Origin of the sequence: Burkholderia sp. IO2 (genome assembly GCF_029522185.1) — a bacterium.
In the GTDB taxonomy this organism is placed as follows: Bacteria; Pseudomonadota; Gammaproteobacteria; order Burkholderiales; family Burkholderiaceae; genus Burkholderia; species Burkholderia cenocepacia.
In genome coordinates, this window is record NZ_JAKWFH010000021.1 from 38,883 (window position 1) to 65,214 (window position 26,332).

A 26,332-nucleotide genomic window follows, 5' to 3' on the forward strand; every position below is an offset into this window, starting at 1 on the left:
CGCCCTGCCGCCCACGACGCCCGCGCAACGCGGGCCAGCCTCTTCGTCGCCAGGAGAAATCATGACGCAGCGTCTCAACTACATTCAACAGTCGCCCGATCTGTTCCGGAAATTCCTCGAACTCAGCAACCTGCTGCGCAACAGCGCGATCGAGGAATCGATCCGCGATCTCGTGTCCGTCCGGGCGTCGCAGATCAACGGCTGCGCGTTCTGCCTCGACATGCACGTGAAGGAGGCGCGCATCCACGGCGAGCGCGAGCTGCGCCTGCATCATCTTGCGACGTGGCGCGAATCGACGCTCTTCTCGCCGCGCGAGCGGGCCGCGCTCGCGTGGACCGAAGCGCTGACGACACTGCCCGCGCACGGCGTGCCGGACGACCTCTACGACCGTGTGCGCGGCCAGCTCTCGGAAAAGGAATTGTCGGACCTGACGTTCGAAGTGATGGCGATCAACGGCTGGAACCGCGCGAATGTCGCGTTCCGGACCGTGCCGGGCTCGTCCGACAAGGCCTTCGGTCTCGACAAGGCCAATCTCGCCTGACGGCCGCGCCCGACGGCAGGCCACGCCCCTCCCTCGCTGCCGGCCGCCGGCCGGCGGCCCACCGGAAGCCACCACCATGATTCGCATGAAACACGTGCTCGCGGCCGCGCTCGTCGTCGCGGGCGCCGCGACCGGCGTCGCCCGAGCGGCGCCCTCGGCCATCGTCACGCCGCTGATGACGAAGCCGCTCGACGCGTACCCGGGCAAGGAAGCCCTGATGATCTCGGTCGAGTATCCGCCCGGCGCGGTCGACCCGGTCCATCGCCACCACGCCGACGCGTTCGTCTATGTCGTCGAGGGTTCGATCGTGATGCAGGTGAAGGGCGGCGAGCCCGTCACGCTGAAACCGGGCCAGACCTTCTACGAGGGCCAGAACGATCTGCACACGGTCGGACGCAACGCGAGCCGGACGCGGCCCGCGAAGTTCATCGTGCTGCTGTTGAAGGACAAGGGCGCGCCCGTGCTCGTGCCGGAAAAATAACCGGCTCGCACGCCGCCGCGCCCTTTTTTTGAAAAAATGCGGCGGGCGGTGTCACAGGCGGCAGCGCTGAACCGTCTAGTCGCATACGGACACCACGATTCCAGCGCCCCCATGCCCGACACCTCCATTCGCCGCCCCGATGCCGACGATCCGTTCGCGCGCAGCTTCTCGACCTGCTATGCCGGCGTGGTCACGTTCCTGGCCGTCGTCACCGAGGGCAGCTTCGCACGCGCGGCCGATCGCCTCGGCGTCGGCCGCTCGTCGGTCAGCCGCCACGTGCAACGGCTCGAGGACCGGCTCGACGCCCGCCTGTTCCAGCGCACGACCCGCAGCATGTCGCTGACGCGCGAAGGCGAGCTCTTCTACGAAAACTGCCGGCCCGGCATCGAGCACCTGGCGCAAGCGCTCGAGGACATGCGCGAGCTGCGCAGCGGCCCGCCGAGCGGGCACCTGCGCATCGGCTCGACGCCCGGCTTCGGCCGCAAGGTCGTCGCGCCGCTGCTGCGCGATTTCCATGCGCGCTATCCGGACATCACGCTCGACCTGCTGTTGAACGACCGGCCGGCCGATTTCTCCGCCGACCGCATCGACGTCGCGTTTCGCGACGGCCGCATGGAGGACAGCGCGATCGTCGCGCGCCGGCTGATTCCGATGCAGATGATCGTCTGCGCGTCGCCGTCGTACGCGCACCGGCACGGCCTGCCGCGCCACGTCGACGACCTCGCGCGACATCGCTGCATCAACCTGTGCACCGCATCGGGCCGCGTGACGGAATGGGAATTCAGGATCGACGGGCTGACGCAGCAGCGCCAGCTCGCCGCGCATCACACGTTCAACGACATCGATCTCGTCGTGCGCGCGGCGCTCGACGGCCTCGGCATCGCGCAACTGCCCGCGTACCAGGTGTGCGACCTGCTCGCCGACGGCCGGCTGGTGAGCTGTCTCGGCCAGCACGCGCCGGACGACGGCGGCCACTATCTCTGTTACCTGAGCCGCAAGCACCTGCCCACGCGCATCCGCGTGTTCATCGACTACATGATCGAACAGACGCGTGCGCGCGACCTGCAGTGCCTGACGACGATGACGACGATGGCGCCGCTGGAGACCGTCGATTGATGCATGCACGACAACACGGTGAGGGCCTGCCGGACCCTACCGGATCGGGCGGCGCATGCCTACGATGCGGGCTGTTCGACACGCATCCGGATCCGGCGAGGCGCCGTTCGGCAAGGTCCGGGCCCGATCGCGCGAACGCGATGAGCGCCGGTTTCGGCAGATTCAAGCGGCGCGCATGTCGCGCGCCCGTTCAAGGAGAGCAATCGTGAAAATCGTCGTGATTGGTGGTACCGGCCTCATCGGCAGCAAGGTCGTCAGGAACCTGATCGCACGCGGCCACGACGCGGTGGCGGCGGCGCCGTCGACCGGCGTCGATACGATCACCGGGGCGGGACTGGACGACGCGCTCGCCGGCGCGGAGGTCGTGGTCGATCTCGCGAATTCGCCGTCGTTCGAGGAAGCGGCCGTGAAGGCGTTCTTCGAGGCGTCGGGGCGCAACCTGTTCGCCGCGGAGCGCGCGGCCGGCGTGCGCCATCACGTCGCGCTGTCGGTGGTCGGCACGGACCGGCTGCAGCAGAGCGCATATTTCCGCGGCAAGATCATCCAGGAAAACCTGATCCGCGAAGCAGGCGTGCCGTACACGATCGTGCGCTCGACGCAGTTCTTCGAATTCGTCGGCGCGATCGCGCAGGCCGGCGCGCAGGGCGATACGGTCCGGTTGACCACCGCGCACTTCCAGCCGATCGCATCGGACGACGTCGCGGCCGCCGTGACCGACTTCGCGCTCGACGCGCCGCGCAACGGCATCGCCGAAATCGGCGGCCCCGAGCGCGTGCGGATCGCCGATCTGGTCGAGCGTTTCCTGTCGGCGACGCACGACGCGCGCACGGTGACGCGCGACGCCAGCGCCGACTACTTCGGCGCGGTGCTGCAGGACGACACGCTCGTGCCGGCAGCCGGTGCGCGCCTCGGCGCGACGACCTTCGACGCGTGGTTCCGGCAGAACGCGCTCGCGCGCTGAACGCCACAGCCGGATCACGCACGCCATGACGCCGCTGCGCCCGCCGCCGCTCTCGCTGCTCGACCGGTATCGCGGACGAGAACCGCAGACGCTGTACTCGACGACGGTGACCGTCACGGGCGGCGCGGCGGAGCATGGCCGCGCATCGGGCGTCGCGCGTTCCGACGACGGGCGGCTCGATGTCGAGCTGCGCCTGCCGTCCGCGCTCGGCGGGCCCGGCGACGGCCCCAATCCGGAGCAGTTGTTCGCCGCCAGCTATGCGGCGTGCTTTCATGGCGCGCTGAGCCTGCTGGCCGCACGGGCGGGGGTGTCGATCGCCGGTGCCTCGGTGTCCGCATCGATCGACTTCTGCCGCGATCCGATGGACGGACTGTTCATGCTGAACGCGAACATTCGCGTGCGGCTGCCGGGCGTCGAACGCGCGGTGGCGGAAGAACTCGTCCGCAACACCGAGCGTTTCAGTCCGTATACGAAGATGGCGCACGAAGGGATCAGCCACGTGGTGGCGCTGGCGCCGACGGACGATGCGCACGAACGCTAAACGGCACGCACGTTCAACCCATCATCTTCACGAGAAAGTCATGCAGTCATTCGGCAACAAGGTGGTCCTCATTACCGGCGGCGGTGCCGGCATCGGGCTGGCAGCGGCCGTCGCGTTCGCACGCGAAGGTGCGCGCGTCGTCATCACGGGCCGCCGCGAAGATGCGCTGTCCGCCGCCGCGCGCAGCGCGCCCGGTATCGACTACGTGGTCGCGGACGCCGGCGATCCGGCCGATGCCGCGCGCACGATCGACGAAGCGGTCGCACTCGCGGGGCGGCTCGATGTGCTGGTCAACAATGCGGGCGCAGGTGCAATCCTGCCGCTCGGGTCGGCTACCTTCGAAGCGATCAGCGCGATCTTTTCAGTCAATACGCTCGGACCGTCGATGCTCGCGACCGCCGCGTTGCCGCATCTGAAAGCAGCCCGCGGCAGCATCGTCAACGTGTCGAGCACGTTCGGACACAAGGCTGCGGCGCTGCTGTCGCACTATGCAGCGAGCAAGGCCGCGCTCGAGCATCTGACGCGCTGCTGTGCGCTCGAGCTCGCATCGGCGGGCGTACGCGTGAACGCCGTCGCGGCGGGCCCGACGGAAACGGACTTCCTGTCGGAACGGATGAAGCTGTCGGCGCCCGACATCGAAGCAATCAAGGCGCAGGAGCGCACGCGCATTCCGCTTGGCCGGCGCGGCGAGCCCGCGGACGTCGCGAACTGGATCGTGTCGCTCGCGTCGCCGCTGGCGGCATGGATGACGGGGCAGGTGATCACGGTCGACGGCGGGCTCGACGCAACCTGACCGTCGCGAGGACGCGCGGCACGCGACGTACGACGCGTGCCGCGCGAAGGGGCAAATCAGTGCTTTTCGTCGAGCTTCTTCGGCTTCGGCGGCGACGGCACCTTCGCGTACTGGAACGCCGGCGTGGCCTTCAGCGCCTCCTTCGTCGCGCCCGGCAGGTAGATGTTGCCGTTGCGCACGTCGAGCGACGCGATCGGCACCGCGACGTCGTGCGCGGCCACGCCGAGGAAGCCGCCGGCCGACACGATCGCGGCCGACACCGAGCCGTCCGGCGCGACGATCAGGTCACGCACCTTGCCGACTTTCTGGTTTTCGTCGTTGTAGACGGTCTTGCCGAGCACGCTCTTCTTCACGCTCCAGCCTTCGAGCAGCGCCTGCGATTGCTCGACGGTCACGCTGATGGGCTGCGCGCCCGCGATCTGCGCATGCGCGCTGACGCTCGACGCGAGGACGGTTGCTGCGATGAGGGTCTTGTAGAACTTCATATGCGTTGCACTCCGGTTCGGTTGTTGTGGATTCCGGGAACGAAGCGGCGCGGGCGCAACGGCTGATCGGTACGCACCCCGCGGATGGACGCCCCACAGATGGCCGCCCCGCGGTTGGCCGCCCCGCGGATGGCCGCCCCGCGCTTCGTCGGTCGCATGGCGGCCGGCCGCGCCGCCATTGCGTGTGTGCGTGGCGGACCGGCATGGCCGGGCCGCAGCGTGCAACACGGAGTTCATGGTAGCGGCAATCGGCGGATCGTGCGTTCGGCGTGCGACGTGGCCGGTGGGGCAAACCGGATCAGGATCAAGGACCACGCAGAACAGCGGGGCGCGCGGCGCGAAAATAAAGGCGCCGCGGCCTGTCGATCAGGACGCCGTCGCTGACGCGCCGCCGATCGTCGCAGCGCCGCGAATGACGCGGCGGGCGCCGGGACGCGACGCGGTATCACGCATTCCGCGAATACACCCTGCGATGCCGCACCGCCTCCGCCAGCACATCGAGCACCGGCTCCGTCTGCGTCCAGCTCAGGCACGCATCGGTAATCGACACGCCGTACTTCAGCGGCACGCCCGGCTTCAGGTCCTGCCGCCCGGCTTCGAGATGGCTTTCCACCATCACGCCGACGATCCGGTGCTCGCCCTGCCCCAATTGCCGCGCGAGGTCCTGCGCGACCTCGATCTGCCGCTCGTGCGACTTGTTCGAGTTCGCATGCGAGCAGTCGACCATCACCTGCTCGCGCAAGCCGGCCTTGCGCAGCACCGCGCAGCACGCCTCGACATGCTCGGCATCGTAGTTCGGGCCGTTCTTGCCGCCGCGCAGGATCACGTGCGCATCGTCGTTGCCGCGCGTCTCGAAGATCGCGGCCATCCCCATCTTCGTCATCCCCATGAACGCATGGCTCGCGGCCGCGGCGACGATCGCGTCCGACGCGACCTGCACGCCGCCGTCCGTGCCGTTCTTGAAGCCGATCGGGCAGCTCAGCCCCGACGCGAGCTGGCGATGGCTCTGGCTCTCGGTGGTGCGCGCGCCGATCGCGCCCCACGCGATCAGGTCGGCGATGTACTGCGGGCTCAGCAGGTCGAGGAATTCGGTCGATGCGGGCAGGCCGAGCGCGTTGATGTCGAGCAGCAGTTGCCGCGCGGCGCGCAGCCCTTCGTTGATGCGGAAGCTGCCATCCAGGCGCGGATCGTTGATGTACCCCTTCCAGCCGACCGTCGTACGCGGCTTCTCGAAGTACACGCGCATCGTGATCAGCAGGTCGTCCTTCAGCGCGTCGGCGGCGACCTTCAGCCGGCGCGCGTAATCGAGCGCCTGGTCGTGATCGTGGATCGAGCACGGGCCGACGACGAGCAGCAGCCGGTCGTCGCGGCCGTGCAGGATGTCGCCGATCGCGCGGCGCGTATCCTCGACGAGCGTCTGCGTGGCGGCCGGCACCGGCAGTTCGTCGAGCAGCAGCGCGGGCGAAATCAGCGGACGCACGGCGCCGATGCGGACGTCGTCGATGCGGGTGGTGTCCTGCGTCGCGTCGGCGCTGCCTACCTCGCGATCGTGGGAAGGATTGTCGAGGTTCTGCATGGTGATTCTCCGGGGGACGTCTGTCTGGAATGATGGGCAGGCTCGATTATGGCACCCGGACGAGGTGGCAGCGGGGTACGGCGAGGCAGTGCGGGCGGCGGCCGCCGCAGTCACGCGACCGACGTCGAAACGAGACAAAAAAAAGCGACCCGTAAAAGGGTCGCCCGCCGTTCGCCGCGTTGCGCGGCAGCGACTAGTGCAGCGTCTCGGGCGCGAGCGAATTGCTCGGCAGCAGCGACGTCAGCCAGCAATTGTTCGGCGCGGCTTTGCCGTTGAAGCGGTCGTAGAGCCACGGCAGCATGCCCGCCACCCACGGCACGATCGCGCCCACGTGTTCGAGCGGATACTCGGTGTACGTGACCGCCGTGCCGCTGGCGCAGAATTTCTGCGCCAGCGCGCGCACGTCGTACGCGAGCATCACGCCGTCGCCTACCTGGCTGCCGAACGTGCCGTCCAGCGCGCCCGCGGTGCCCTGGCCGATGAACATCGGGATCGTCGGCGACGCAGCCAGCCCCGCATTCACCTTGTTCGCATAGGTGACGTACACCGGAATGCTGTTGATGTCGTTCGCGTATTGCGGCTTGAACAGCGTGCCCCAGCGCAGGCCCGTGTACTTCGGCAGGATGTACGCGAGCGACTGGCTCTGGATGTCCTTGAACACGGCGACGCCCGTCTCGCTGAGGTACGGCGTCAGGTCGAAACCGTAGCCACGCGACAGCCCGGCCAGTGCGGCCGCGGCGACGCCGCCCCACACGATGCTGCCGTCGACGTAACGCAGGTTGTGCGCCGGATCGACCAGCACGCCGCCTTCCGCCGCACCGACGAGCTGCCGGTTGACGTCGGGCGCATAGCTCGGCGCGAGTTGCGCGGCCCAGTTGGTCGCGATCGCGCCGCCGGAATAGCCGATCATCGCGACCTTGCTCGACGGACTCAGCCCGGTCGACGGCGTATTGAGCGCGGCGCGGATCGAATCGAGCGTCGTCATCCCGTATTCGGGGCCGGCCGCGAAATCGGCCGTCTGGCCCTCGGTATCGGGCACGATGACGTTGTAGCCGAGCAGCAGCAGCGTCGCCAGCGGGATCGATTCCGCGCTGTACAGCAACGTGCCGACGTTGATCACCTTGGTCACGTCGCGATCGCCGGCGATCACCTGCGACGGCTCGTCGTACGGGTTCAGCGAATCGTAGGCCGACTGGTACGAGATCGCCCGGCCGTTGCTGACCGGGCTGCGGATCACCGACGTCACGTTGACGACCGGCTGGTTCAGCGCGTTGTGGGTGCGATACAGCAGCTGCTGCGCGGTCACCGCGGTCGGCATGCCGGCCACGTGATAGGTGACGTTGCGCGTCTTGACCACGGTGCCCGGTGGAACCGATGCCAGCGGCGTGGTGCCGGTGTATGTGTAGAACGGATCGGAAACGGCCGGTGCGGCGGCGCCGGCCGGCGGTGCGGCGACGGCCAGTGCGGCCGACACCGCGGCCGCGGCCATCATGAAACGTCTGGAGGACATGGGTGGAGGCCCCTGGGATAACCTGCTTGCATCGAAGGAAATTCGGCGGTGTTGCAGACCATCTCGATTGCCGCTTCAACGGCGTTTCCGTGCCATCGACTGTCTCCTGTAAGTGAATGATCCGGTTTGTTCCGATTCTGTAATTTGGTAGGACTGCAAAGCTGATTCATTGAAGCACAACGCGAATGCGTTCGAGATGCGTTTTCGACTGTTTGAAGGTAAACGTCTAAACCGGCTTGCCACGCGAGGCGAGCGCCCCGGCCGTTCGGCCGAATGTTCGCGTTCGAGCGAAGTACCGTACGATCATGGCTGTCCGATAGCGAGGCGGCCCGTCGTGCCACGTCGGCCGCGCCGTGCACCGCCTGCCCGTGACCGATCGCTTCCTGCTCAACCGACACGCCACGATGACCGTCTCCGAACTGCTCCGCGCCATCCGCCAACCCTATGCCGACCTGCTCGCGAAAGCGGCCACGCAACCGGCGATCGTCGTCGAACCCGCCTACCGGCGCGCCGACGGCACGCTGGCCACCGAAGGCCCGCTCGCGCTGCCGTGCCGCGCCGACACCATCGCGACCGAGGGCGAGGCGGCCGGCCAGCCCGCGATGGTCGATTCGGCCACGCAGCTGGATTTCGAGCCGTTCGCCTTCGAACTGGAAACGGCGGCCGTGTCGATCCAGCCGTTCGTGTGGGACTGGGCCGCGGTCGAAGCCGACGGTCTCGACGAAAGTACCGCGAACGATGCGTTCAAGACGTGGTTCCTCGCGTGGTTCGACGCGGACGACGAGAACACGCCGGCCGAGGACGGGCTGCACGGCATCGTTCACTACCTGTCGGAACCGGTTCGCACGGAACAGGGCTGGCGCATCCACGCGGATCTCGGTTCCGCGCCGGAGACGGCCGTCGAGGATCTGCTGTTCCGGCTCGTCGACGCGGGCGCGACGCGGATCAGTGTTGGTTGATATGCACCTTCATCGTTCCCCCATCCTCATGAAAACCACCCGGTTATCGCCGTTGATGCGCCCGTTCTTCCGAAGCGCGTGCGTCCTGATCGCACTGCACGCGGGCTCTGCGAATGCCGCGCCGCGCACCGTCTATGAAGGAACGCTGCAAGGCGCCGGCACCGTCGTGATGGAACTCGACGATCGCCCGGCCGCGGACGGCACGATCTCGGGCCGCTATTTCTACGCGCAGTTCGGCGTCGATATTCCGCTGCGCGGCAAGCCCGCGCGACTCGTCGAGCCGCTCGTGCGCACGCAATTGCCGGACAATGCGCGCTCCGCGCCGGAATACAGCGACAAGCCCGATTTCGATCATGGGGCGGCCACCTGGCAGGGCACGCGGGACAAGGACGGCTATCGCGGCCGATGGACCGATGCGCGTTCAGGCAAGACACGTACCTTCGCGTTGCGCCGCGTGGCGGCATACGATCCCGACGCGGTTGCGCCCGGCTCGGTCGAAGCCGTCACCGCGCTCGTGGCGGGCGGTGTCGGCAGCGGCATCGCCCGCGGCGCGGACATCGACATGCAGCACGCGCCTTATGCCACGTTGAAGCTCGCCGGGCATGCGCAGCCGGTCGGCCCCGAGGTTGGCGACGGCACGGTTGCGTACCGGATGTGGCGTGACCCGCGCACGGTGCTCGCGTATCCGCGGCTGAGCCGTCATCCCGATCCAACCGTGATGGCGCGCGTCAACCATCTGCTCGAACAGCGGCACTGGCAAATGAGTCTCGCGGCGCTCGAATGCGCGTCGACCCGCTATACCGACGACGGCCCGGCCGCCGGCACGCTCGGCAGCTACGACGACGAGCGCGTGACGGTCACGTGGCTGTCGCGTGCGGCACTGGGCATCGTGGAAGCCGGCAGCACGTACTGCGGCGGCGCGCACCCGGCCAATCACTACGATCCGGTCACGTTCGACCTGCTGCGCGGTGCGTATCTCGACTGGAATCGCGTGATCGATGCGGCCGCGCCGGCCGACGACCGTGAATCGGCAACGAGCGCCGCGATGGTGAAGTTCATTGCGCGGCTGCGCGACGAAGCCGCACCGGGCAACCAGCCGACGGACGGCGACGGCGATTCGCTGTCGTGCGCCGACGTGTTCCCGCAGTATCTGGCGTTCGAACTCGATGCACCGGGCAAGCTGTCGTTCGTCGTATCCGGCATCGGTCACGCAATGGGTGCCTGTCTCGGCCCGCAGCTCGACGCGCCGTTTGCCGCGCTCAAGCCGATCCTGAGACCGGGCGGCGCGCGCTACCTCGTCCCGGGCGTCAAGCTGAAGTGACGCGGCGGTGCGCGCGCACCGCCGGCACTGCATCAGGAAGCGATCAGGACGCGTTGCCCGGCGTGTCGACGTCGATGCCGAGTTCGCTCGCCATCCGTTGAAACAGCGCATTCAGGCGCGTCACTTCGTCCGCAAGGCGCTTCTGTTCGGCCTTCAGCGCCTCGAATTCGGAAGGCGGCACCGAATCCGCGCCGCCGCCCGCGTCCGCGCTCGCGAAGTCGGCCATGTTCACCTCGCCGCACATCAGGTGCATCCAGCGGTTCTCGCGCGCGCCCGGTGCACGCGGCAGCCGGACGACGAGCGGTTGCGCGCGCGCCGCGAGTTCGTCGAGGAACGCCTCGACCGACGAGATATCCGCGAAGCCGTGCAGGCGCGCGCTGTTCAGGCGCAGCTCGGCGGCCGTCTGCGGGCCGCGCAGCAGCAGGATCGTCAGCAGCGCGATCGCCTGGCTCGGGATGCCGAGCACGCGGTTCATGTTGTGTTCGAAACGCGGCACGCGGCTGCTGCTGCCCTCCATCACGAGGCTCAGGTGCTTCAGCCCGTCGAGCGCGGTCGTCACTTCGTCCTCGCTCACGTTCATCACCGGCGCGCGCGCGGTTTTCTGGTTGCAGCCCGCGGTCAGCGCGTTCAGCGACAGCGGGTAGGTATCCGGCACCGTGTGCTGTTTCTCGACGAGCACGCCGAGAATGCGGGCCTCGAGGGGCGTGAGTTCGCGAAGGGCGCGGGGCGTGGGCGTATCCGGCGTGGTGTTCATGAGTGACATCGCAGCGTGCAGCAGGTGAAGGGAAACGGTCGCGGCCCGTCCGGCATCGCGCACGGGCGAGCCATATGATAGCTCGCGACGCTCGGCCCGGCGCCCTTGGCGCAGCAGCGTGCGGACTTGCCGCAGCGGGCTTTCGTCGGACGTAGCGGCGCCCGCGATAGCGGGCGGCGCATCGCGGCGATGCGCGTGCGCGGCACCGCAGCGTCATCCTTCGCGCGCGCCGGGCGTTTGCGCGATGCGCATGCCGGCGCTACGATAGACGTTCATCCCGATATCAGCGCCGCCGCACACGACCGCCTTCACACGTCGACACCACGCAGCACCCGCGTTGAATGCGCTGCCGCCGTGCCTGCGCGCCGCTCGTCAAACCCGTTCACCCCCTCACCGGTTCACCACCATGACTGCATCTTCTTCCGCACCCGTGCGCGCCATCGTCACCGGACACACCCGCGGCGTCGGCGCGGCGCTCGCCGAACAACTGCTGCAGGAAGGCGTCGCCGTGCTCGGCGTGTCGCGCAGCCGTCATCCGTCGCTCGCGTCACGGGCCGGCGAGCGCTTGACCGAGGTCGAACTCGATCTGTCCGACTCGAAGACGATCGCGAGCTGGCTGGCCGGCGACACGCTGCGCCGCTTCGTCGACGGCGCGTCGCTCGTGCTGCTGTTCAACAACGCGGGCATCGTCGATCCGATCGGCCCGCTCGCCACGCAGGACCCGGCGATCGTCGCCCGCGCGGTCGGCCTGAACGTCGCCGCGCCGCTGATGCTGTCGGCGGCGCTCGCGCAGGCCGTATCGGCCACGACCGAATGCCGGATCGTGCACCTGTCGAGCGGCGCGGCCCGCAACGCATATGCGGGCTGGAGCATCTACTGCGCGACCAAGGCCGCCCTCGATCACCATGCGCGCGCGGTCGCGCTCGACGCGAACGGCGGGGTGCGCATCTGCAGCGTGGCGCCGGGCGTCGTCGATACGGGCATGCAGGCCACGATCCGCGCGACCGACGAAGACAATTTCCCGATGCGCGAGAAATTCGACCAGTTGAAATCGAGCGGCGCGCTCGCGACGCCCGAGGCGACCGCCCGGCAACTGATCGGCTATGCGCTGAGCGACGCATTCGGTACCGAGCCGACGGCCGACGTGCGCAATCTGCCGACGCAGTAGGCGTCGGACGCGGCCCGTCATCCTTCGAGCCGCTTCGTCCAGTCCTCGACCTGCCGCGCCGTCCGGCGTTTTTCCAGCATCGCGCGCCAGCCGGGCGGCAGCAGCGGCACGTCGCACAGCGCATCGAGCGCGGCCACGTCGAGCGTGCGGCGATACAGCACGTCGAGCACCGTCGACAGCGGCCATTGCGGGTAGCGGCGCTCGTGGAGCGCCAGCACATCGCCCGCCGCCACCCAGCCTTCCTGCAGCACGCGGTAGTACCAGCCGGTCCGGCCGCTGTGCTGCACGAGCGCCGCCATCCGCGGATGGTCGAAGCGTGCGTTGAGCTTCCAGCACGGCTGCCGCGACTGCGAGAGCTGGAGCACCGCGCCGCCCAGCGTGAACACGTCGCCGAGACACACGTCGTGCTCGGTGATGCCGCGCGTCGACAGGTTCTCGCCGAACGCGCCCGGCCGGGCGAGCACGTCGCGCGCGCCGATCTGGTCGGCCCACCACGCATAGTGATCGTGCGCGTAGTGGTGAACGGCCTTGTCGGGGCCGCCGTGATGCCGCGCATCGGCCTGCTCGTCGCCGGCAAACCCGAGCGCGCCCAGCCACAGGCGCGCATCCACCGGCTGCTTGTCGATCGCGCTCGCGTGCGGCGTACCGGCGAGCGGCCGGCTCGCGCCGATCCGCACCGCGCCGATGGCCGCCGCGATCGCCGGCCGCGCGTCGCCGCTCATGCCGCCACACCGTCCGGCAGCGCCGCGAGCAGGCGCTCGAGTTCGCGCGTGCGTGCCTCGCCGAGCGGCAGCAGCGGCCGCCTCGGTTCGCCGGCGTCGAAGCCGCGCAGCCTCAGCCCGGCTTTCACGGTCACCGGCAATCCGCCGTTGACGATGAACTGCAGCAACGGCAACTGCGCGTGAAAAACCGATCGGGCGCGCACGAGGTCGCCCGTGCGCATCGCGTCGAACAACGCGAGCGGCAACGCGGCGTTGAGATTCGGCGCGGCCGTGCACCATCCTGCCGCGCCCGCGGCCAGCGCGGCGAGCGCCATCGGATTGCTGCCGTTGTAGAACGGGATCGTCCCGTCGCTCAATTGCGCGAGCCGGTGCATCCGGCCGATGTCGCCGGTGCTCTCCTTGACCATCGTCACGTTGTCGACGGTCCGGCAGATCGTCGCGATCAGCTCGGGCGACATGTCGACGCCGCTCGTCGCCGGGTTGTTGTACAGCATGATCGGGATGCCGATCGCGTCGCCGATCGCACGATAGTGCGCGACGATCTCGTCGTTGCCGAGCTTCCAGTACGACACCGGCAGCACCATCACCGCATCGGCGCCGGCCTGCTCGGCGAAGCGGGCGCGGCGCACCGCGCCCGCCGTGGTGAGATCCGAGATTCCGACGACGGTCGGCACGCGCCGGCGCACCGCGCGAATCGACGCGATGGCGACGGCCTCCCATTCGGCATCGGACAGGTAGGCGCTTTCGCCGGTGCTGCCCAACGGCGCGATCGCATGAACGCCGTCGGCGACCAGGCGTTCGATCAACGCATCGAGCGCGGTCAGGTCGACGCCGCCGTCGGCGGAGAATGGCGTGACCGGGTAGGCAATGATGCCTTTCAGCAGGATGGACACGATATGCATTCCTCAATGATTGTCTGGCGAAGTGGTAACGATGCGCCGATTCACGCGACGCAATCCTGATGCGTACGCAATGCGCGGCGCGCGTAGTAGTCGAACGTCACCGCATCGCGCTTCGGCTTCGAGATCCAGTCGTGCGCTTCACGCGCCAGGGCGGGCGGCACCGGCTTGATCTCGCCGGCCGACATCGCGAGCAGTTGCAGTTTTGCCGCGCGTTCGATCAGCAGCGCGAGGATGCATGCCTCCTCGATCGTCTTGCCGACCACGAGCTGCCCGTGATGCGACAGCAGGATCGCGCGCTTGTCGCCGAGCGCCTTCGAGATGATCTCGCCCTCCTCGTTGCCGACCGGCACGCCCGGCCAGTCCTTCAGGAACGCGCAGTCGTCGTACAGCGGGCAGGCGTCCATGTGCGACACGACGAGCGGCTGCTCGAGCATCGACAGCGCCGCGACATGCGCCGGGTGCGTATGGATGATGCAGTTCACGTCCGGGCGCTCGCGATAGATCCACGTATGGAACCGGTTGGCCGGGTTCGGAATGCCTTCGCCATCGACGACGTCGAGATCCTCGTTGACGCGCAGCAGGTTCGCGGCCGAGATCTCGTCGAAGCCGAGCCCGAGCCGCTGCGTGTAGTACGTGCCGGCCGCATCCGCGCGGCAGGTGATCTGCCCGGCCAGGCCCGAGTCGTGGCCGGCGTCGAACAAGATCCGGCACGTCAGCGCGAGCTTTTGCCGCGCGGACCAGCCGCTGTCGCCCACCGCGTTGTCCAGACGCCGTTCCGCCAGCGCGACCAGCGCTTCCTTCGTCAAATTCAGCGTTTCCGCCATGTTCGCCTCCTGAATGAACCGGGCCTGCCACGCCGTCCGCGGCCGTTTCCCCGGTCACACGTGACACACGATACACCTAATGACACTTTGTGTCATGCGTTACAATCGGTTTTTCGAAGGACACCTGGCGCCCCATGACGATTCGCCTGAAGCTGCTCAGAAAACAGAAGGGCTGGACGCTCGACGTGCTGGCCGACGAGACGGGCCTCACCAAGAGCTACCTGTCGAAGGTCGAGCGCGGCCTGAGCGTGCCGTCGATCGCGGTCGCGCTGAAGCTGTCGAAGGCGCTGAACGTCGACGTCGAGCAACTGTTCTCGGAAAGCCGCAATCGCGAGCTGATCACGGTCACGCGCGCCGGCGAGCGCACCGCGATGGGCGCGGCGGCCGACCGCCACGCGCACCGTTTCGAGAGCATCGCGGCCGGCGTCGCGCCGAAGAAGATGCTGCCGTTCGTCGTGCATCCGCCGCACGAATTCGTCGCGTCGACGTTCCGCGAGCACGAAGGCGAGGAATTCCTGTTCGTGCACAAGGGGCGCGTCGAAATCGAATTTCCGAACGAGACGGTGCAACTCAGGGCTGGCGATTCAGTCTATTTCAACGCACTCATCCCGCACCGCACGCGCAGCCTCGGCACCGCGCAGGCGGAGATCCTGGTCATCGTCAGCCACGACGACTAGCCTCGTCACTTCTTCGCGCAAGGATCTTCCGATGGTCACCAAGGCCACCGCACCGTTCCAGCAGATCAAGACGCTCGTTCGCCAGAACGTCGAGTCGGGCGACTGGCGCCCCGGCGACCGCATCCCGTCCGAGCTCGACCTCGCCGCGCAGTTCGGCGTCGCGCGCATGACGGTCAACCGCGCGCTGCGCGAGCTGACCGAGGAAGGCGTGCTGAAGCGCATCGCGGGCGTCGGCACCTTCGTCGCCGAGGTGAAGCCGCAGTCGAACCTGCTGATGATCGCGCACATCCGCGACGAAATCCGCGCACGCGGGCACGAATATCGCTGCCGCGTGCTGAGTCGGTCGAGCGAACCCGCGTCGTTCGACGTCGCCGCCGCGTTCGGCCTGCCGGTCAACACGCCGGTCTTTCACGTGGTGTGCGTGCACGAGGAAAACGGCCGCCCGATCCAGCTCGAGGACCGCTACGTGAACCCGGCCGCCGCGCCCGGCTTCATCGACCAGGATTTCGAGGCTGAGCCGCCGTCCGAGTACCTGTACAACAACGTGTCGCACTACGAACTGGAAATCGAGCACGTCGTCGATGCGTCGCTGCCCACCGGCGAGCAGGCGCGGCTGCTCGACATGCGCGCCGACGAGCCGTGCCTCACGCTCACGCGGCGCACGTGGACGGACGGGCTGCCCGTCACGTTCGTGCACTTCCTGCATCCGGGCAACCGCTACCGGCTCGGCTCGCGCTTCAAGCCGGGCGCGGGGCGCCACCCGACCTGATCCTTCGGCGCACGCACGCCCCCGAACGCACGGCAGCCGTTTCGTCATGAAACGGCCGCCGTGTGGGTGACAGCAGGTCAGATCGCGCCGACCTGCCCTGCGTCGCGCGACCACACGACCGGGAACAGCGGGTGGTCGAGCGGCGCGCCGTCGGCCAGTTGCGCCGCGAGCCCGGGGAAATCGGGCGAGGTTTTCCAGCGGCGCGGCGCGTGGCGGACATCGTCGCCGACGAAGCGGATCGAGAACGCGCGCCGGCGGTTCTGCGTGCCGCCCGACGCATGCAGCGTCAGCATCCGGAAGCACACCATGTCGCCGGGTTCGAGCGCCCAGTGGCGAATCGGGAACGCCGCGCGGTCGGCTTCGATGTCGGGCAGGTCGGCGAGGCTGCCTTCCGGAAACCACTTCGCCTCCTTGTCCATGAACGTGCGCGGCATCAGCCATGGCCCGCGATGCGAGCCCGCGACGAATTCCAGCGTCGATTCGAGCGGCACCGGATCGACCGGAATCCACATGCTGACGTTGTCGTCGCCTTCGATGTTGTAGTACGGCTGGTCCTGATGCCACGGCGTGCGCTGCCGCGTGCCGGGCTCCTTCACGAGCAGGTGGTCGTGATGCAGCCGCACGTGGTCGGTGCCCATCAGCGCGGCGGCGACCGACGGCGCCGGCGAGCGCACGATGAAATCGCGATACGCGTCGTTGTGCTGCCAGTTGCAGAAATCCTCGAAGAACCAGCCGGGATCGTCGGGCCGGCTCGCGACTTTCGCGCGTTCGCTCGGCTGCGCGAGGTTCGCGTCGATGCCGGCCCGCAGCGCGGCCACTTCGTCAGGCGAAAAAATGCCCTTGATGCAGACCGCGCCTTCCTCTCGGAACGCGGCGATCAGTTCGGGCGTCACGGCTTGCGCGACGCGCTCCTGGATACTCGTCATGGTGTGCCTGTCGATCGAATGAGTCACGGAGTCACGGTGCCGAAGTCAGTTGCTGCTTCGCGCCGTAGATGTCGAAGTCGAAGTATTTCGCGGCGATCTTCTGATAGGTGCCGTTCGCGCGAATCGCGACGATCGCGTCGTTCAGCCGCTTCTTCATGTCGGCGTCGCCCTTGCGGATGCCCATCGCGACGCCGTAGCCGGTGATCCGCGCGTCGGTCACGTCCGGCCCCGCGAACGCGTAGCCCTTGCCGCGCGGCGTCTTCAGGAACGAGTAGCCGGCCTGCGTCTTGTCCTGGAAGGTCGCGTCGAGGCGGCCGTTGACGAGATCCTGATACACCTGGTCCTGGTTCTGGTACGAGACGATCGTCACGCCTCTGGTCGCCCATTCGGCCTTCGCGTACGCCTCCTGCGTCGTGCCCTGGTCGATCCCGATGCGCTTGCCGGCGAGCGACGCGGCGGTCGGCAGCAGCTTCGAGCCGACCGGCGCGACGAGCGCGCCCGGCGACGCATACAGCTTGTTCGAGAAGTCGATCTGCTTGAGCCGCTCGTCGGTGGCCGTCATCGCGGACATGATGACGTCGAACTTGCGTGCGCGCAGCGCCGGGATCATCCCGTCGAAGCCCTGCTCGACCCACACGCACTTCGCATGCAGTTGCTCGCAGATCGCATTGCGCAGGTCGATGTCGAAGCCGGCGAGCGAGCCGTCGGGCTGCTTCGCCTCGAACGGCGGATACGTGGGGTCGATACCCCAGCGGATCGTCGACGTGTCCTGCGCGAACGACGCGAGCGGCGCGAACGCCAGCGCGGTGACGAGGAGCTTTGCGGTGCGGTTCATGGCGGGTCCTTGTGAGTCTCGACGCGGCGGGGGATGCCGGCGTACGGTGGAAGCGTCGCGACGGGAGGCCGGCGCGGGGTGCGAAAGACGAGGGACTTCGGTGAAATTGCGATGCAGTCTAGACTGCTTGATTTTTGAGCGCAAGCGGGGGAATCAAGAATAGAAAGGGGCAGAGGCGGCCGCGAACCCGAAGGCCGGCACAGCGCTTGATTTACCGCCATCCAGCCGGGAATTTCGAGCGTTTACCCTACGTGACGCGCATTCGCCACGGAGCGTATTTCCTCGGATATTCGCCGAACGGCGATGTCTATGCAGGCAATCAGCGTAGCGCTTTCCGAATGCGGTTCCCGCCGTTCCCGCAACGCACCCTATACCGCTCGTTGAATATGCGCCAGGTGCCTTCAAACCCCGCAAAACACCGCCCCCAAGTCCGGCGAAACCGCGATTGCCCATGGCGTCCGGCCATGTTAAAAGTCATCGCACGCATTTGAAAATGAAATGCGCGATTCCACAGAAGTGCAGAAATGAATAGACTCCTGTTCGACATCGACCTGCTGCGCGCGCTCGTGATGGTCGCCGACTGCGGCAGCTTCACGACGGCATCCGCGCGCCTGCATTCGACGCAGTCGACGGTCAGCCAGAAGGTGCGCCGGCTCGAGGAAATCGCCGGTCACCGGCTGCTCGACCGCGGCACGCGCGACGTGCGGCCGACCGACGCGGGCGTGACGGTGCTCAGCTATGCGCGGCGCATGCTCGCGCTGAACGACGAGATGCTGGAGGCGCTGTCGGGCGCGACGGTCGCGCTGACGATCCGGCTCGGCGTGCCCGACGATTTCGCGGCGGGCCGCACGACGCACGCGCTCGCGGCATTCAAGCGCGAGCACCCGCAGGTCAAGCTCGAAGTGACGTGCGGGTTGAGCCGCGACATCAGCGCCGCGTACGATCGCGGCGAACTCGACCTCGTGCTGATCAAGCAGCGGCGCGACAGTCGCGAGGCCGTCGTGCGCTGGCCGGAGAAGCTGCGCTGGATCGACAGCGCGAAGCATCCGTCGATCGATCTCGATCCGGTGCCGATCGTCGTGTTCCCGCCGCGCGGGCTCTATCGCGACGACATGATCAAGGCGATCGAGGAGCGCGGCCGCCGCTGGCGGATCAGCTTCACGACGTCGAGCCTGAGCGGCATCCAGGCGGCCGTCGCGGACGGGCTCGGCATCAGCGTGCTGCCCGCGCGCGTGGTGACGGACGAGCATGTGGTGCTGACCGCGAAGCAGGGCTTCGCACCGATCGAGCACATGGACATCGCGATCCTGCACCGGCCGACGGCCGACCCGATGGTCAGCGAGCTGACGAAAGCGCTCGCGGCGATGCTGGAACTCGAAGGGCGGTAAGCGCAGCGGAATGCCAACGGCAGCGGCGCACAAGGGCGCCGCGCACCACACGCGTCAGAACAATCAGAACATCGTGTTGCCGTTCGCGGCCTGCTCGGGCACCGGCTGGTTGACGTCCCAGTGCTCGACGATCTTGCCGTGTTCGAGCCGGAAGACGTCCATGATCGCGCTGCCGCGCGTGCCCGGTTCGCGCACCGCGTGCACGTGCAGGATCACGTAGTCGCCGTCGACGAACGAGCGCTTGATCTCGCTGTGCGACTGCGGATATTTGTCGCGCAGGAACGCGACGAACTTCCGGAAGCCGTCGCGCCCGTCGGCCGCGTTCGGGTTGTGCTGCACGTAGCGATCGCCGACATATGCGAGCGCGGCGTCCGCATCCTTCTCGTTCAGCCCTTTCTCGTAGAACGCCAGCACCGTGCGCCGGTTGGCTTCCTGTTGCGCGTCGGCCGGACCGGCCGCCACCGCCTGCGCGGCCGTCACGGCGAACAGGGCTGCCGCCATCCCTCGTGCGGCCCGTGCCGCGGTCGTGCGTCGCATCGTCGTCTCCCCGGAAATCCGGCTGAAAACCGGATCATACCGGGGCGACGTGGCACTCAGACCAGCGCGCCGTCGCGCGCGACGATCTTCCCGGACGATACGACGAGGCGCCGCACCGGCCGCGCGACGACGGCCTCGGCGAACGTCAGCGCATCGACGAGCACGACGTCCGCGCGGCTGCCCGGCTGCAACCCGTAATCCGCGAAACCGCAGCCGCGCGCCGCGCCGTGCGTCACGCAGTCGAGCGCGACTTCGAGCGCATCGTCGCGGCGGAAATCGTTGCGCATGCCGATCAGCATCGCGCGTTCGAGCATGTCGGGCGAACCGTACGGCGTCCACGTGTCGCGCACGCCGTCGTTGCCGCCGATCACGATCACGCCCGCCGCGCGGCACGCGGCCACCGGCGGCACCGGCACCGCCGCCGGCGCGGTCGTGACGATCGCGACGCCGAGCCCGGCCATCCGCGCGAGCAGCGCACCGCGCTCGCGTTCGGCGATGTCGCCGAGACAGAAACCATGGCTGATCGTGACCTTCCCCTGCATGCCGTGCGCGGCCGTGCGCTGCAGGATCAGGTCGAGCGAATACGCGCCCATCGACCCGCGCTCGTGCAGATGGATATCGAGCCCGCACCCGTGGCGATCGGCGATCGCGAACAGCACGTCCACCGCCTCGACCGGATCGCCTTCGATCGCGCACGGGTCGAGCCCGCCGAGCAGGTCGGCGCCGGCGCCGAGCGCGTCGGACAGCAGCGCATCGGTGCCCGGCCGCTTGAGCACGCCCGATTGCGGAAACGCAACGATCTGGATCTCGACCTGCCCGCGCAGCGTCTCGCGCGTCGCGAGCACGCCGTGCAGATGGCGCAGCCCGGCTTCGGTATCGACGTCGACGTGCGTGCGGATGCGCGTCGTGCCGGCCGCGAGGAACGCACGCGCCAGCGCGAGCGACGCGGTGCCCGCGTCATGGCCGCTCGTCGCGCGATAGTGGCGTTCGTTCTCGATGCGATCGACGAGGCGCGGCCCGACCTGGTTGCGATACCACGGCATCCCCCAGTGAGTCTTGTCGAGGTGCGTGTGGCCTTCGACGAGGCCAGGCAGCGCCAACGCGAGCCCGCCATCCTCGATCGCGCAGCCGGCCGGCGCATCGAGCGACGGGCCGACGCGCGCGATGCGATCGTCTTCGATCAGGATATCGAGCGCGGCGTCGGCGCTCGTGCGGACATTGCGGATCAGCAGGGTCGTCATGTCGGTTCCGGTGCGGTCGGTCAGTGCAAGGCGCGCGCGGCGCGCGCCGTGCCGTCGGTCGGGTGGATCAGCGCGTGAAGCGCAGCGACGGGGCGAACGGCGCGCCCGTATCGCTTTCGCCGCGGCGGAATACCCAGCGTTCGGCCGGCACGCCCGCGACGGCCGCCGCCGCATTCGGCGCACGCACCGCGACGAAGCTCGCGTCGCAGCCGACCGCGATTCCATAGTTTTCCTTACCGATCGCGCGCGCGCCGGCGTGCGTCGCCATGTCGAGTGCAATGCCGAGCGCTTCGTCGGTGTAGAAGCCCGACCGGTAGCCGACCATCATCGCGCGCTGCAGCATGTCGCCGTTGCCGTACGGCCACCATGCGTCGCGAATGTTGTCGTTGCCCGCGAACACGTGCACGCCCGCGTCGCGCAGCCGTTGCACCGGCGGAAACGCGCAGTCGCCCGGCGCATTCGTCAGGATCGATACCCCGGCGTCGGCCAAGGCCGCCGCGGTGCGCTGCACGTCGTCGTCGCTCACCTGGCCCAGCGCGTACGCGTGGCTCACGTTCACGCGCCCGCCGAGCCCGGCCGCGCGCGTGCGCGCCGCGATCCGCAGCAGTTGCGCGATGCCTGCCTCGCCCGGCTCGTGCAGGTGGATGTCGATTTTCGCGCCGCGCTTCTCGGCGATGCCGAACACGATGTCGAGCTGGCCGTCCGCGTCGCCGTCGAGCGTCGTCGGGTCGATCCCGCCGACCACGTCCGCGCCTTCGCGCACGGCTGCATCGAGGATCTCGGCCGTGCCCGGGCACGTGATCACGCCGGCCTGCGGAAACGCGACCAGTTCGATGTCGACGATGCCGCGCCATTGTTCGCGCGCGGCCATCACGGCCTGCAGGTTCGACAGGCCCGTCGTCGCATCGACGTCGACGTGGCTGCGCATCGCGATCGTGCCGAACGCGGCGGCCTGCGCGATCAGCGCGTTCGCACGCTCGACGATCGGCGGCGCGGCCGCGAGCTGGCGCTTCTCGACCGCGAGCCGCTCGCGCAGCGAGCCGGCCGATTCATGCGGCACCCAGCGATCGCCGACGAAGCTCTTGTCGAGATGGATGTGGCCGTCGACGAAACCGGGCAGCACGACGCGACCGTCGAGGTCGATCGTCTGCGCGCCCGGCGCGGCCGCGCAATCGGCGCCGATCGCGGCGAAGCGGCCGTCACGGACGACGAGATTGACGGGCTGGCCGCCGGCGTCGACGGCGTTGATGAAGAATCGTTCGGTCATGGCTTGGAATGTGGGGCGGTCGCGACGCGGCCCGGCGCGGACAGGGGAGGGAACCGCGACCGGCGCGGCGCGACCGTTGGCAGGGAATCCGGCCACGATATCGGACGACGCTGCGCGAGGCCAATTAAATGTCGCGATGCCGCGCATTCGATTTCGCGATGTGCGGCGCGGAGGTCCGCCGGGCCGGCCGCGACGGCGGGTGCGATCACCGTGGAAACACAGCCTGTCGGCGGTCGCGCATCGTCGGCACACGGCGCCCGGAAACCGCGTCGCGCCATCGCCACCAGCGGGCTTCGACGCCCGCCCCGGCGGCGATTTACGCGGCAACAGACTTTACACGTTGTTACCCGGCCGCACCGGACGCGCATCCGGCCATTCCTTATACTCACGCCGAGTTCGCCACCCGAGAGGGGAATCCATCGGCGGACACGTTGCCGATGCAGGAAACATCATGATGCGCATGCCTTCCACGAAGACCGTTCTGTTCGCCTCGCTCGTCGCCGTGGCGGCGCTTCCGCTCACCGCCTGCGTCGCGCCGGGCTACTACGGCGCGCAGCCGGGCTATCCGCAGCAGCAGCAATACGCGACGCCCGGCTATGCGCAGCCCGCGTATTCGCAACCGGGCTATGTGCAGCAGCAACCGGCGTATCCGAACCAGGCGCCGCAACCGTACGACCAATACGGCAACCCGTCGCAATACGGCTCGCAGCCGTATGACCAGTACGGCAATCAGCAACAGCAATATGCGAACCCGTACGGCACGCAGTACGGCACCGTGTCGAACATCCAGCCGGTCAACGGCTCGGTCGGCCCGTCGGGCGTGGCCGGCACCGTTGTCGGGGCGCTGGTCGGCGGCCTCGTGGGCAACCAGTTCGGCCGCGGCCACGGCCGCGATGCGGCGACCGTGATCGGCGCGCTCGGCGGTGCGGTGGCGGGCAACCAGATCGGCCAGCAGATGGGCGCCGCGCAGGGCCCGAGCAGCTACCGGATCGACGTGCAGGTCAGCGACGGCTCGATGCGCTCGTTCGACGTGCAGTCGCCGGGCAACCTGCGTCCGGGCGACCGCGTGCAGATCAACGGCAATCAGCTGTCGCGCTATTGATGCCGCTGGCGTGCGCGTGAATTGATCGCGCGCACGTCGCCGGTTGACGTCGGGCGCCGGTACGGCGCGACGGCGCATGCGCTTTACACCCTTTACGCGCGCCCTCCTTGATCGCGGCACGACGCGCCGCCATCCCTGTCTTCTCCGTTCACGATCGTGCCCGCTACCCCTGCGACGCACCGACCATCGCTCCGCGACATCCGGATTCCTATTACGATAAGGGCGATGCATCCCGCGGCGCGTCGCAGCGGCGCGCCGGCATGCAAGCCCCTCACCCGGAATGCTCCCGATGACGATCACGATCCGCCTGCTTGACGCCGCCGACGCGGCGCAGTTCCAGACCGTCCGCCTGCGTGCGGTCGACACCGCGCCCACGTCCTTCCTGCCGACGCTCGACGAGGAATCGCAGGTGCCGGTCGACGAATTCGCGAAGCGCCTCACGCCGACGCAGGCACAGGCCGTGTTCGGCGCGTTCGACGGCGACACGCTCGTCGGCATCACCGGCGTGCGCCGCGACGCGCGCACGAAGATCGCGCACAAGGCGACGATCTGGGGCGTGTACGTCGATGCCGCGTATCGCGGGCAACGCATCGCGCAGGCGCTGCTCGACAGCGCGACCGGGCATGCGGCGAACGCGTGGGGATGCAAGCAACTGATGCTGTGCGTGAACGACGTCAACCGTACCGCGGAGCGGCTCTATGCATCGCAGGGGTTCGTGCGGTTCGGCACGGAGCCGCGCTCCCTGTTCGTCGATGGCCGCTTCTACGACGAGCACTACATGATCAAGACGCTGACGTAACGCATGCGCATTCGCGCTCGCGTGCGGGCACCGGCGGGGCCGCACGCGGACGTCGTGCGTGTTACCTCATTCTCACCGCTTGTCGTTGATCGTCGTGTTGACGACCTGCCCGGCGATCGTCACGTTCGTCAGCGTCATCACGCTCACGTTGAATGCATAGATCGGCCCCGGCGACGTGACCGTCGGCGCGCCTGACGCGACCGGCGTGCCGAAGTCGCAATTGCTGATCGTCACGCCGGAGATCGGCTGCACGGCCGGCGTCGGTGGCGTGCCGTTATAGTCGAACGCGACCGGCCCCTGCGCGACGATCGCCTGGAAACACGACGCGGTCATGCCGTTCAGCGTCACGTTGCTCGCCTTCACGTCGGCGATCGTCACGTTCTGCACGACCGGTGCGCGCGTGCGCACCGCATCGTTCGCCGGCTGGTAGTCGCAGTCGAACGTGACGATGCCGCCCTGCGCCGCGGACGGATTGCCGGCCGACGGCGTCACGACGCCGAGCGGCACGCTCGCGTTGACCGGGCTGCCCGCGAGCAGCGCGCTGCCGTAGCCGCCGCCCTTCAGCGTCACGCCGTTCGGCAGCGTGACGCCCTTCACGTGGAAATCCTTCACGTATCCGCCGCGGTTCATGTTGGTCTTCACGCGAATCGCGATGTTCAGCGGATTGGTCTGCCAGTTCGCGTTCAGCATCGACAGGTTCGTCGCGTAGATCTGCTCGACGCCGCCGCCCATCTCGCTGCCGAGCGTGATGCCGCCGTGCCCGCTGTTCATCGTGCAGTTGCGGATCAGGTGCCGCTTCGCGGGGCCGTATTCGGTGTCGCGGTCCTTGCCCGACTTGATCGCGATGCAGTCGTCGCCGGTGTTGAACGTGCAGTCCTCGCACAGCACGTCGGTGCATGCGTCCGGATCGAAGCCGTCGTTGTTCGGGCCGATGCTGTTGGTCGTCACGCCGCGGATCACGACGTTGCGGCTCGCGGTCGGATGGTGCTGCCAGAACGGCGTGTTCTGCGTCTGGTAGTTCGCCATCAGCACGTTGGTGCAGCCGATGAATTCGACCATGCACGGCCGCAGGTAGTGACCGAGGCCGAAGATGCGCTTCTCGACCGGCACGCCGGCCTCGGACAGCGCGGGCAGGTAGTTCTGGTCCTGCTGCCACGGCGTGACGGGCGATGTGAGCAGCGCATAGAGCGTGTCGGGAATCGCGGGCGCGACGATCCGCAGGTCGACGTTGTTCGGATTCGCGGTGTTCTGCGCCGGCACCGTCGCGCTCGCGCCGTACGCGCCCGACGAGCCCTTGTAGGTCCACCAGCAGACGCTGTTCGCGCCGCTGCCGGAGAACGGCGTCATCGCCTGTCCGTTGAGCACCGACGTCGGGCCCTCGCCGGTCAACGCGATGTTCGTCGCATTGCGGGCGTAGACAGGTGCGCCGTAGTTCAGGCAATCGTTCGCCTGCCAGCGGCTGTAGTACAGCCGGCCGTTCGCGCCGCAATCGACCGGGCCGTCCTTCGCGTAGTCGGCCGGGTTCGGGCTGAAGTAGATCGTGCAGTTCGCGCTCAGGTGGAACGTGACGTTGCTCTGCAGCACGATCGGCCCCGCGCAGTACCAGTTGCCGGACGGCACGACGACCCGGCCGCCGCCTTCGCGCCGGCACGCGTCGATCGCCGCGAGAAACGCCGGGCGCGAATCGAAGGCGCCGGGCGCGGTCGTCAGGTCGGAACCGGGGCTGACCGGCGATTTCGCCGCCGGGTACGGCGACGTCTGCGCGACCGTCGCGCACGGGCGCGCGCCGTAGTGCGTCACGTCGAAGTCGCGGCCGCGCCGCGCGAGCCGTGATACGTGCGCGAGCGACGCGGCGATGCGCGCCGCCGCGCCGTGCTCGCCCCACACGAGATCGACCGCCGACGCACCGGGCGTCGTGCCTGCCGCCAGCGCCCGGGTGGCCGCCAACGGTCCGCCGAGCATCGCACCGCCGGCGAGTGCACCGGTCCAGCTGATGAAGGCGCGGCGCGATACCCGTTTCGACGGGGACGATCGGACGGATGAAGACGGACGGCGGCGATGAGCGGCCATGGGCACTCCTTCAGGGTAATGGGTATCGATGCGCCGGGTAGCGGATCGCAATTTATACGTCGTCGTA

The 26,332-nt window shown here is 68.4% G+C and carries 27 protein-coding genes; 14 read left to right on the forward strand and 13 right to left on the reverse strand.

Annotation, left to right across the window (positions count from 1 at the left end; all coding sequences use genetic code 11):
• Positions 1 to 61 precede the first annotated feature (61 nt).
• From MMB92_RS15595 to MMB92_RS15620, 6 genes are all read left to right on the forward strand, one after another.
• Positions 62 to 541 carry a carboxymuconolactone decarboxylase family protein gene (locus MMB92_RS15595; RefSeq protein WP_212137540.1) on the forward strand — a complete coding sequence of 160 codons (480 nt, stop codon included), beginning with the start codon at positions 62 to 64 and terminating at the stop codon, positions 539 to 541.
• 76 nt (positions 542 to 617) lie between these two features.
• On the forward strand, positions 618 to 1,022 hold the full coding sequence (locus MMB92_RS15600; protein ID WP_277562772.1) for a cupin domain-containing protein: 405 nt from the start codon (positions 618 to 620) through the stop codon (positions 1,020 to 1,022).
• A 111-nt stretch (positions 1,023 to 1,133) separates the two neighbouring features.
• Complete coding sequence (locus MMB92_RS15605; protein WP_006485021.1) at positions 1,134 to 2,138, forward strand: LysR family transcriptional regulator; 1,005 nt, start codon at positions 1,134 to 1,136, stop codon at positions 2,136 to 2,138.
• A gap of 205 nt (positions 2,139 to 2,343) precedes the next feature.
• On the forward strand, positions 2,344 to 3,099 hold the full coding sequence (locus MMB92_RS15610) for an SDR family oxidoreductase (RefSeq protein ID WP_012493629.1): 756 nt from the start codon (positions 2,344 to 2,346) through the stop codon (positions 3,097 to 3,099).
• A 25-nt stretch (positions 3,100 to 3,124) separates the two neighbouring features.
• Positions 3,125 to 3,640: an Ohr family peroxiredoxin gene (locus MMB92_RS15615; RefSeq protein WP_006485024.1), complete on the forward strand. Its 516-nt coding sequence runs from the start codon at positions 3,125 to 3,127 to the stop codon at positions 3,638 to 3,640.
• Between the two features lie 40 nt (positions 3,641 to 3,680).
• Positions 3,681 to 4,433, forward strand: a complete 753-nt coding sequence (locus MMB92_RS15620; RefSeq protein WP_277562773.1) for an SDR family oxidoreductase — start codon at positions 3,681 to 3,683, stop codon at positions 4,431 to 4,433.
• Between the two features lie 56 nt (positions 4,434 to 4,489).
• Here the strand turns inward: MMB92_RS15620 and MMB92_RS15625 are convergent, their stop codons facing one another.
• The 3 genes from MMB92_RS15625 to MMB92_RS15635 form a co-directional block, all read right to left on the reverse strand.
• A complete protein-coding gene (locus MMB92_RS15625; protein WP_006485034.1) occupies positions 4,490 to 4,918 on the reverse strand; it encodes a PRC-barrel domain-containing protein in 429 nt (142 codons plus the stop codon).
• 445 nt (positions 4,919 to 5,363) lie between these two features.
• Positions 5,364 to 6,494 (reverse strand): 3-deoxy-7-phosphoheptulonate synthase, encoded by a 1,131-nt coding sequence (locus MMB92_RS15630; protein WP_059722176.1) that lies wholly within the window; start codon positions 6,492 to 6,494, stop codon positions 5,364 to 5,366.
• A gap of 193 nt (positions 6,495 to 6,687) precedes the next feature.
• The gene (locus tag MMB92_RS15635; protein ID WP_048988830.1) at positions 6,688 to 8,004 is read right to left on the reverse strand and encodes a lipase family protein; all 1,317 of its coding nucleotides are present in this window, start codon (positions 8,002 to 8,004) and stop codon (positions 6,688 to 6,690) included.
• A gap of 404 nt (positions 8,005 to 8,408) precedes the next feature.
• Between MMB92_RS15635 and MMB92_RS15640 the strand changes: the two genes are divergently transcribed.
• Both MMB92_RS15640 and MMB92_RS15645 read left to right on the forward strand, forming a co-directional pair.
• Positions 8,409 to 8,963, forward strand: coding sequence for a hypothetical protein (locus tag MMB92_RS15640; RefSeq protein ID WP_080323072.1), 555 nt, complete (start codon positions 8,409 to 8,411; stop codon positions 8,961 to 8,963).
• Between the two features lie 55 nt (positions 8,964 to 9,018).
• Entirely contained in the window at positions 9,019 to 10,284 is a 1,266-nt protein-coding gene (locus tag MMB92_RS15645; protein ID WP_277562774.1) for a hypothetical protein, read from the forward strand.
• 43 nt (positions 10,285 to 10,327) lie between these two features.
• On the opposite strand, the gene MMB92_RS15650 is transcribed toward MMB92_RS15645, so the two are convergent.
• Complete coding sequence (locus MMB92_RS15650; RefSeq protein WP_277562775.1) at positions 10,328 to 11,038, reverse strand: YceH family protein; 711 nt, start codon at positions 11,036 to 11,038, stop codon at positions 10,328 to 10,330.
• 406 nt (positions 11,039 to 11,444) lie between these two features.
• On the opposite strand from MMB92_RS15650, the gene MMB92_RS15655 reads away from it, so the two are divergent.
• Positions 11,445 to 12,206: an SDR family oxidoreductase gene (locus MMB92_RS15655; RefSeq protein WP_277562776.1), complete on the forward strand. Its 762-nt coding sequence runs from the start codon at positions 11,445 to 11,447 to the stop codon at positions 12,204 to 12,206.
• 17 nt (positions 12,207 to 12,223) lie between these two features.
• Here MMB92_RS15655 and MMB92_RS15660 read toward each other — a convergent pair whose 3' ends face one another.
• From MMB92_RS15660 to MMB92_RS15670, 3 genes are read right to left on the reverse strand one after another with little or no spacing between them, the layout of a single operon-like run.
• A complete protein-coding gene (locus MMB92_RS15660) occupies positions 12,224 to 12,928 on the reverse strand; it encodes an MOSC domain-containing protein (RefSeq protein ID WP_048988833.1) in 705 nt (234 codons plus the stop codon).
• On the reverse strand, positions 12,925 to 13,821 hold the full coding sequence (locus MMB92_RS15665) for a dihydrodipicolinate synthase family protein (protein ID WP_012493634.1): 897 nt from the start codon (positions 13,819 to 13,821) through the stop codon (positions 12,925 to 12,927). Before MMB92_RS15665 ends, MMB92_RS15660 begins: the two co-directional genes overlap by 4 nt.
• Before the next feature lie 50 nt (positions 13,822 to 13,871).
• Entirely contained in the window at positions 13,872 to 14,654 is a 783-nt protein-coding gene (locus MMB92_RS15670) for an aldolase (protein ID WP_006485038.1), read from the reverse strand.
• 134 nt (positions 14,655 to 14,788) lie between these two features.
• Between MMB92_RS15670 and MMB92_RS15675 the strand changes: the two genes are divergently transcribed.
• A complete protein-coding gene (locus tag MMB92_RS15675; RefSeq protein ID WP_006485051.1) occupies positions 14,789 to 15,331 on the forward strand; it encodes an XRE family transcriptional regulator in 543 nt (180 codons plus the stop codon).
• A gap of 31 nt (positions 15,332 to 15,362) precedes the next feature.
• Entirely contained in the window at positions 15,363 to 16,100 is a 738-nt protein-coding gene (hutC, locus tag MMB92_RS15680) for a histidine utilization repressor (RefSeq protein WP_006485039.1), read from the forward strand.
• Positions 16,101 to 16,177: 77 nt separating this feature from the next.
• On the opposite strand, the gene MMB92_RS15685 is transcribed toward hutC, so the two are convergent.
• Positions 16,178 to 17,026, reverse strand: coding sequence for a phytanoyl-CoA dioxygenase family protein (locus tag MMB92_RS15685; RefSeq protein ID WP_006485056.1), 849 nt, complete (start codon positions 17,024 to 17,026; stop codon positions 16,178 to 16,180).
• Between the two features lie 31 nt (positions 17,027 to 17,057).
• Complete coding sequence (locus MMB92_RS15690; RefSeq protein WP_006485061.1) at positions 17,058 to 17,861, reverse strand: ABC transporter substrate-binding protein; 804 nt, start codon at positions 17,859 to 17,861, stop codon at positions 17,058 to 17,060.
• A 524-nt stretch (positions 17,862 to 18,385) separates the two neighbouring features.
• Here MMB92_RS15690 and MMB92_RS15695 point away from each other — a divergent pair.
• On the forward strand, positions 18,386 to 19,249 hold the full coding sequence (locus tag MMB92_RS15695; protein WP_277562777.1) for a LysR family transcriptional regulator: 864 nt from the start codon (positions 18,386 to 18,388) through the stop codon (positions 19,247 to 19,249).
• Positions 19,250 to 19,312: 63 nt separating this feature from the next.
• On the opposite strand, the gene MMB92_RS15700 is transcribed toward MMB92_RS15695, so the two are convergent.
• The 3 genes from MMB92_RS15700 to MMB92_RS15710 all read right to left on the reverse strand — a co-directional run bounded on the left by MMB92_RS15700 (position 19,313) and on the right by MMB92_RS15710 (position 22,294).
• Complete coding sequence (locus MMB92_RS15700) at positions 19,313 to 19,786, reverse strand: nuclear transport factor 2 family protein (RefSeq protein ID WP_059722185.1); 474 nt, start codon at positions 19,784 to 19,786, stop codon at positions 19,313 to 19,315.
• A 56-nt stretch (positions 19,787 to 19,842) separates the two neighbouring features.
• A complete protein-coding gene (locus tag MMB92_RS15705; RefSeq protein ID WP_277562778.1) occupies positions 19,843 to 21,027 on the reverse strand; it encodes an amidohydrolase family protein in 1,185 nt (394 codons plus the stop codon).
• A gap of 67 nt (positions 21,028 to 21,094) precedes the next feature.
• Entirely contained in the window at positions 21,095 to 22,294 is a 1,200-nt protein-coding gene (locus MMB92_RS15710; protein ID WP_006494314.1) for an amidohydrolase family protein, read from the reverse strand.
• A 451-nt stretch (positions 22,295 to 22,745) separates the two neighbouring features.
• Here MMB92_RS15710 and MMB92_RS15715 point away from each other — a divergent pair, with 451 nt between their 5' ends.
• Positions 22,746 to 23,396: a glycine zipper 2TM domain-containing protein gene (locus MMB92_RS15715; protein WP_034203140.1), complete on the forward strand. Its 651-nt coding sequence runs from the start codon at positions 22,746 to 22,748 to the stop codon at positions 23,394 to 23,396.
• A gap of 289 nt (positions 23,397 to 23,685) precedes the next feature.
• A complete protein-coding gene (locus tag MMB92_RS15720) occupies positions 23,686 to 24,195 on the forward strand; it encodes a GNAT family N-acetyltransferase (protein WP_125332613.1) in 510 nt (169 codons plus the stop codon).
• A gap of 72 nt (positions 24,196 to 24,267) precedes the next feature.
• Here MMB92_RS15720 and MMB92_RS15725 read toward each other — a convergent pair whose 3' ends face one another.
• Entirely contained in the window at positions 24,268 to 26,265 is a 1,998-nt protein-coding gene (locus MMB92_RS15725) for a glycoside hydrolase family 28 protein (protein ID WP_125332611.1), read from the reverse strand.
• Positions 26,266 to 26,332: the final 67 nt, after the last annotated feature.

Bases quoted from the DNA above. Each gene is read 5' to 3' on its own strand.
- MMB92_RS15675 (WP_006485051.1), top strand. From the start codon at position 14,789: ATGACGATTCGCCTGAAGCTGCTCAGAAAACAGAAGGGCTGGACGCTC.
- MMB92_RS15685 (WP_006485056.1), bottom strand. From the start codon at position 17,026: ATGACGAGTATCCAGGAGCGCGTCGCGCAAGCCGTGACGCCCGAACTG.
- MMB92_RS15690 (WP_006485061.1), bottom strand. From the start codon at position 17,861: ATGAACCGCACCGCAAAGCTCCTCGTCACCGCGCTGGCGTTCGCGCCG.
- MMB92_RS15670 (WP_006485038.1), bottom strand. From the start codon at position 14,654: ATGGCGGAAACGCTGAATTTGACGAAGGAAGCGCTGGTCGCGCTGGCG.
- MMB92_RS15715 (WP_034203140.1), top strand. From the start codon at position 22,746: ATGATGCGCATGCCTTCCACGAAGACCGTTCTGTTCGCCTCGCTCGTC.
- MMB92_RS15705 (WP_277562778.1), bottom strand. From the start codon at position 21,027: ATGACGACCCTGCTGATCCGCAATGTCCGCACGAGCGCCGACGCCGCG.
- MMB92_RS15620 (WP_277562773.1), top strand. From the start codon at position 3,681: ATGCAGTCATTCGGCAACAAGGTGGTCCTCATTACCGGCGGCGGTGCC.
- MMB92_RS15635 (WP_048988830.1), bottom strand. From the start codon at position 8,004: ATGTCCTCCAGACGTTTCATGATGGCCGCGGCCGCGGTGTCGGCCGCA.
- MMB92_RS15625 (WP_006485034.1), bottom strand. From the start codon at position 4,918: ATGAAGTTCTACAAGACCCTCATCGCAGCAACCGTCCTCGCGTCGAGC.
- MMB92_RS15650 (WP_277562775.1), bottom strand. From the start codon at position 11,038: ATGAACACCACGCCGGATACGCCCACGCCCCGCGCCCTTCGCGAACTC.
- MMB92_RS15660 (WP_048988833.1), bottom strand. From the start codon at position 12,928: ATGAGCGGCGACGCGCGGCCGGCGATCGCGGCGGCCATCGGCGCGGTG.
- MMB92_RS15720 (WP_125332613.1), top strand. From the start codon at position 23,686: ATGACGATCACGATCCGCCTGCTTGACGCCGCCGACGCGGCGCAGTTC.
- MMB92_RS15595 (WP_212137540.1), top strand. From the start codon at position 62: ATGACGCAGCGTCTCAACTACATTCAACAGTCGCCCGATCTGTTCCGG.
- MMB92_RS15710 (WP_006494314.1), bottom strand. From the start codon at position 22,294: ATGACCGAACGATTCTTCATCAACGCCGTCGACGCCGGCGGCCAGCCC.
- MMB92_RS15700 (WP_059722185.1), bottom strand. From the start codon at position 19,786: ATGCGACGCACGACCGCGGCACGGGCCGCACGAGGGATGGCGGCAGCC.
- hutC (WP_006485039.1), top strand. From the start codon at position 15,363: ATGGTCACCAAGGCCACCGCACCGTTCCAGCAGATCAAGACGCTCGTT.
- MMB92_RS15630 (WP_059722176.1), bottom strand. From the start codon at position 6,494: ATGCAGAACCTCGACAATCCTTCCCACGATCGCGAGGTAGGCAGCGCC.
- MMB92_RS15600 (WP_277562772.1), top strand. From the start codon at position 618: ATGATTCGCATGAAACACGTGCTCGCGGCCGCGCTCGTCGTCGCGGGC.
- MMB92_RS15615 (WP_006485024.1), top strand. From the start codon at position 3,125: ATGACGCCGCTGCGCCCGCCGCCGCTCTCGCTGCTCGACCGGTATCGC.
- MMB92_RS15640 (WP_080323072.1), top strand. From the start codon at position 8,409: ATGACCGTCTCCGAACTGCTCCGCGCCATCCGCCAACCCTATGCCGAC.
- MMB92_RS15725 (WP_125332611.1), bottom strand. From the start codon at position 26,265: ATGGCCGCTCATCGCCGCCGTCCGTCTTCATCCGTCCGATCGTCCCCG.
- MMB92_RS15695 (WP_277562777.1), top strand. From the start codon at position 18,386: ATGAATAGACTCCTGTTCGACATCGACCTGCTGCGCGCGCTCGTGATG.
- MMB92_RS15605 (WP_006485021.1), top strand. From the start codon at position 1,134: ATGCCCGACACCTCCATTCGCCGCCCCGATGCCGACGATCCGTTCGCG.
- MMB92_RS15645 (WP_277562774.1), top strand. From the start codon at position 9,019: ATGCGCCCGTTCTTCCGAAGCGCGTGCGTCCTGATCGCACTGCACGCG.
- MMB92_RS15655 (WP_277562776.1), top strand. From the start codon at position 11,445: ATGACTGCATCTTCTTCCGCACCCGTGCGCGCCATCGTCACCGGACAC.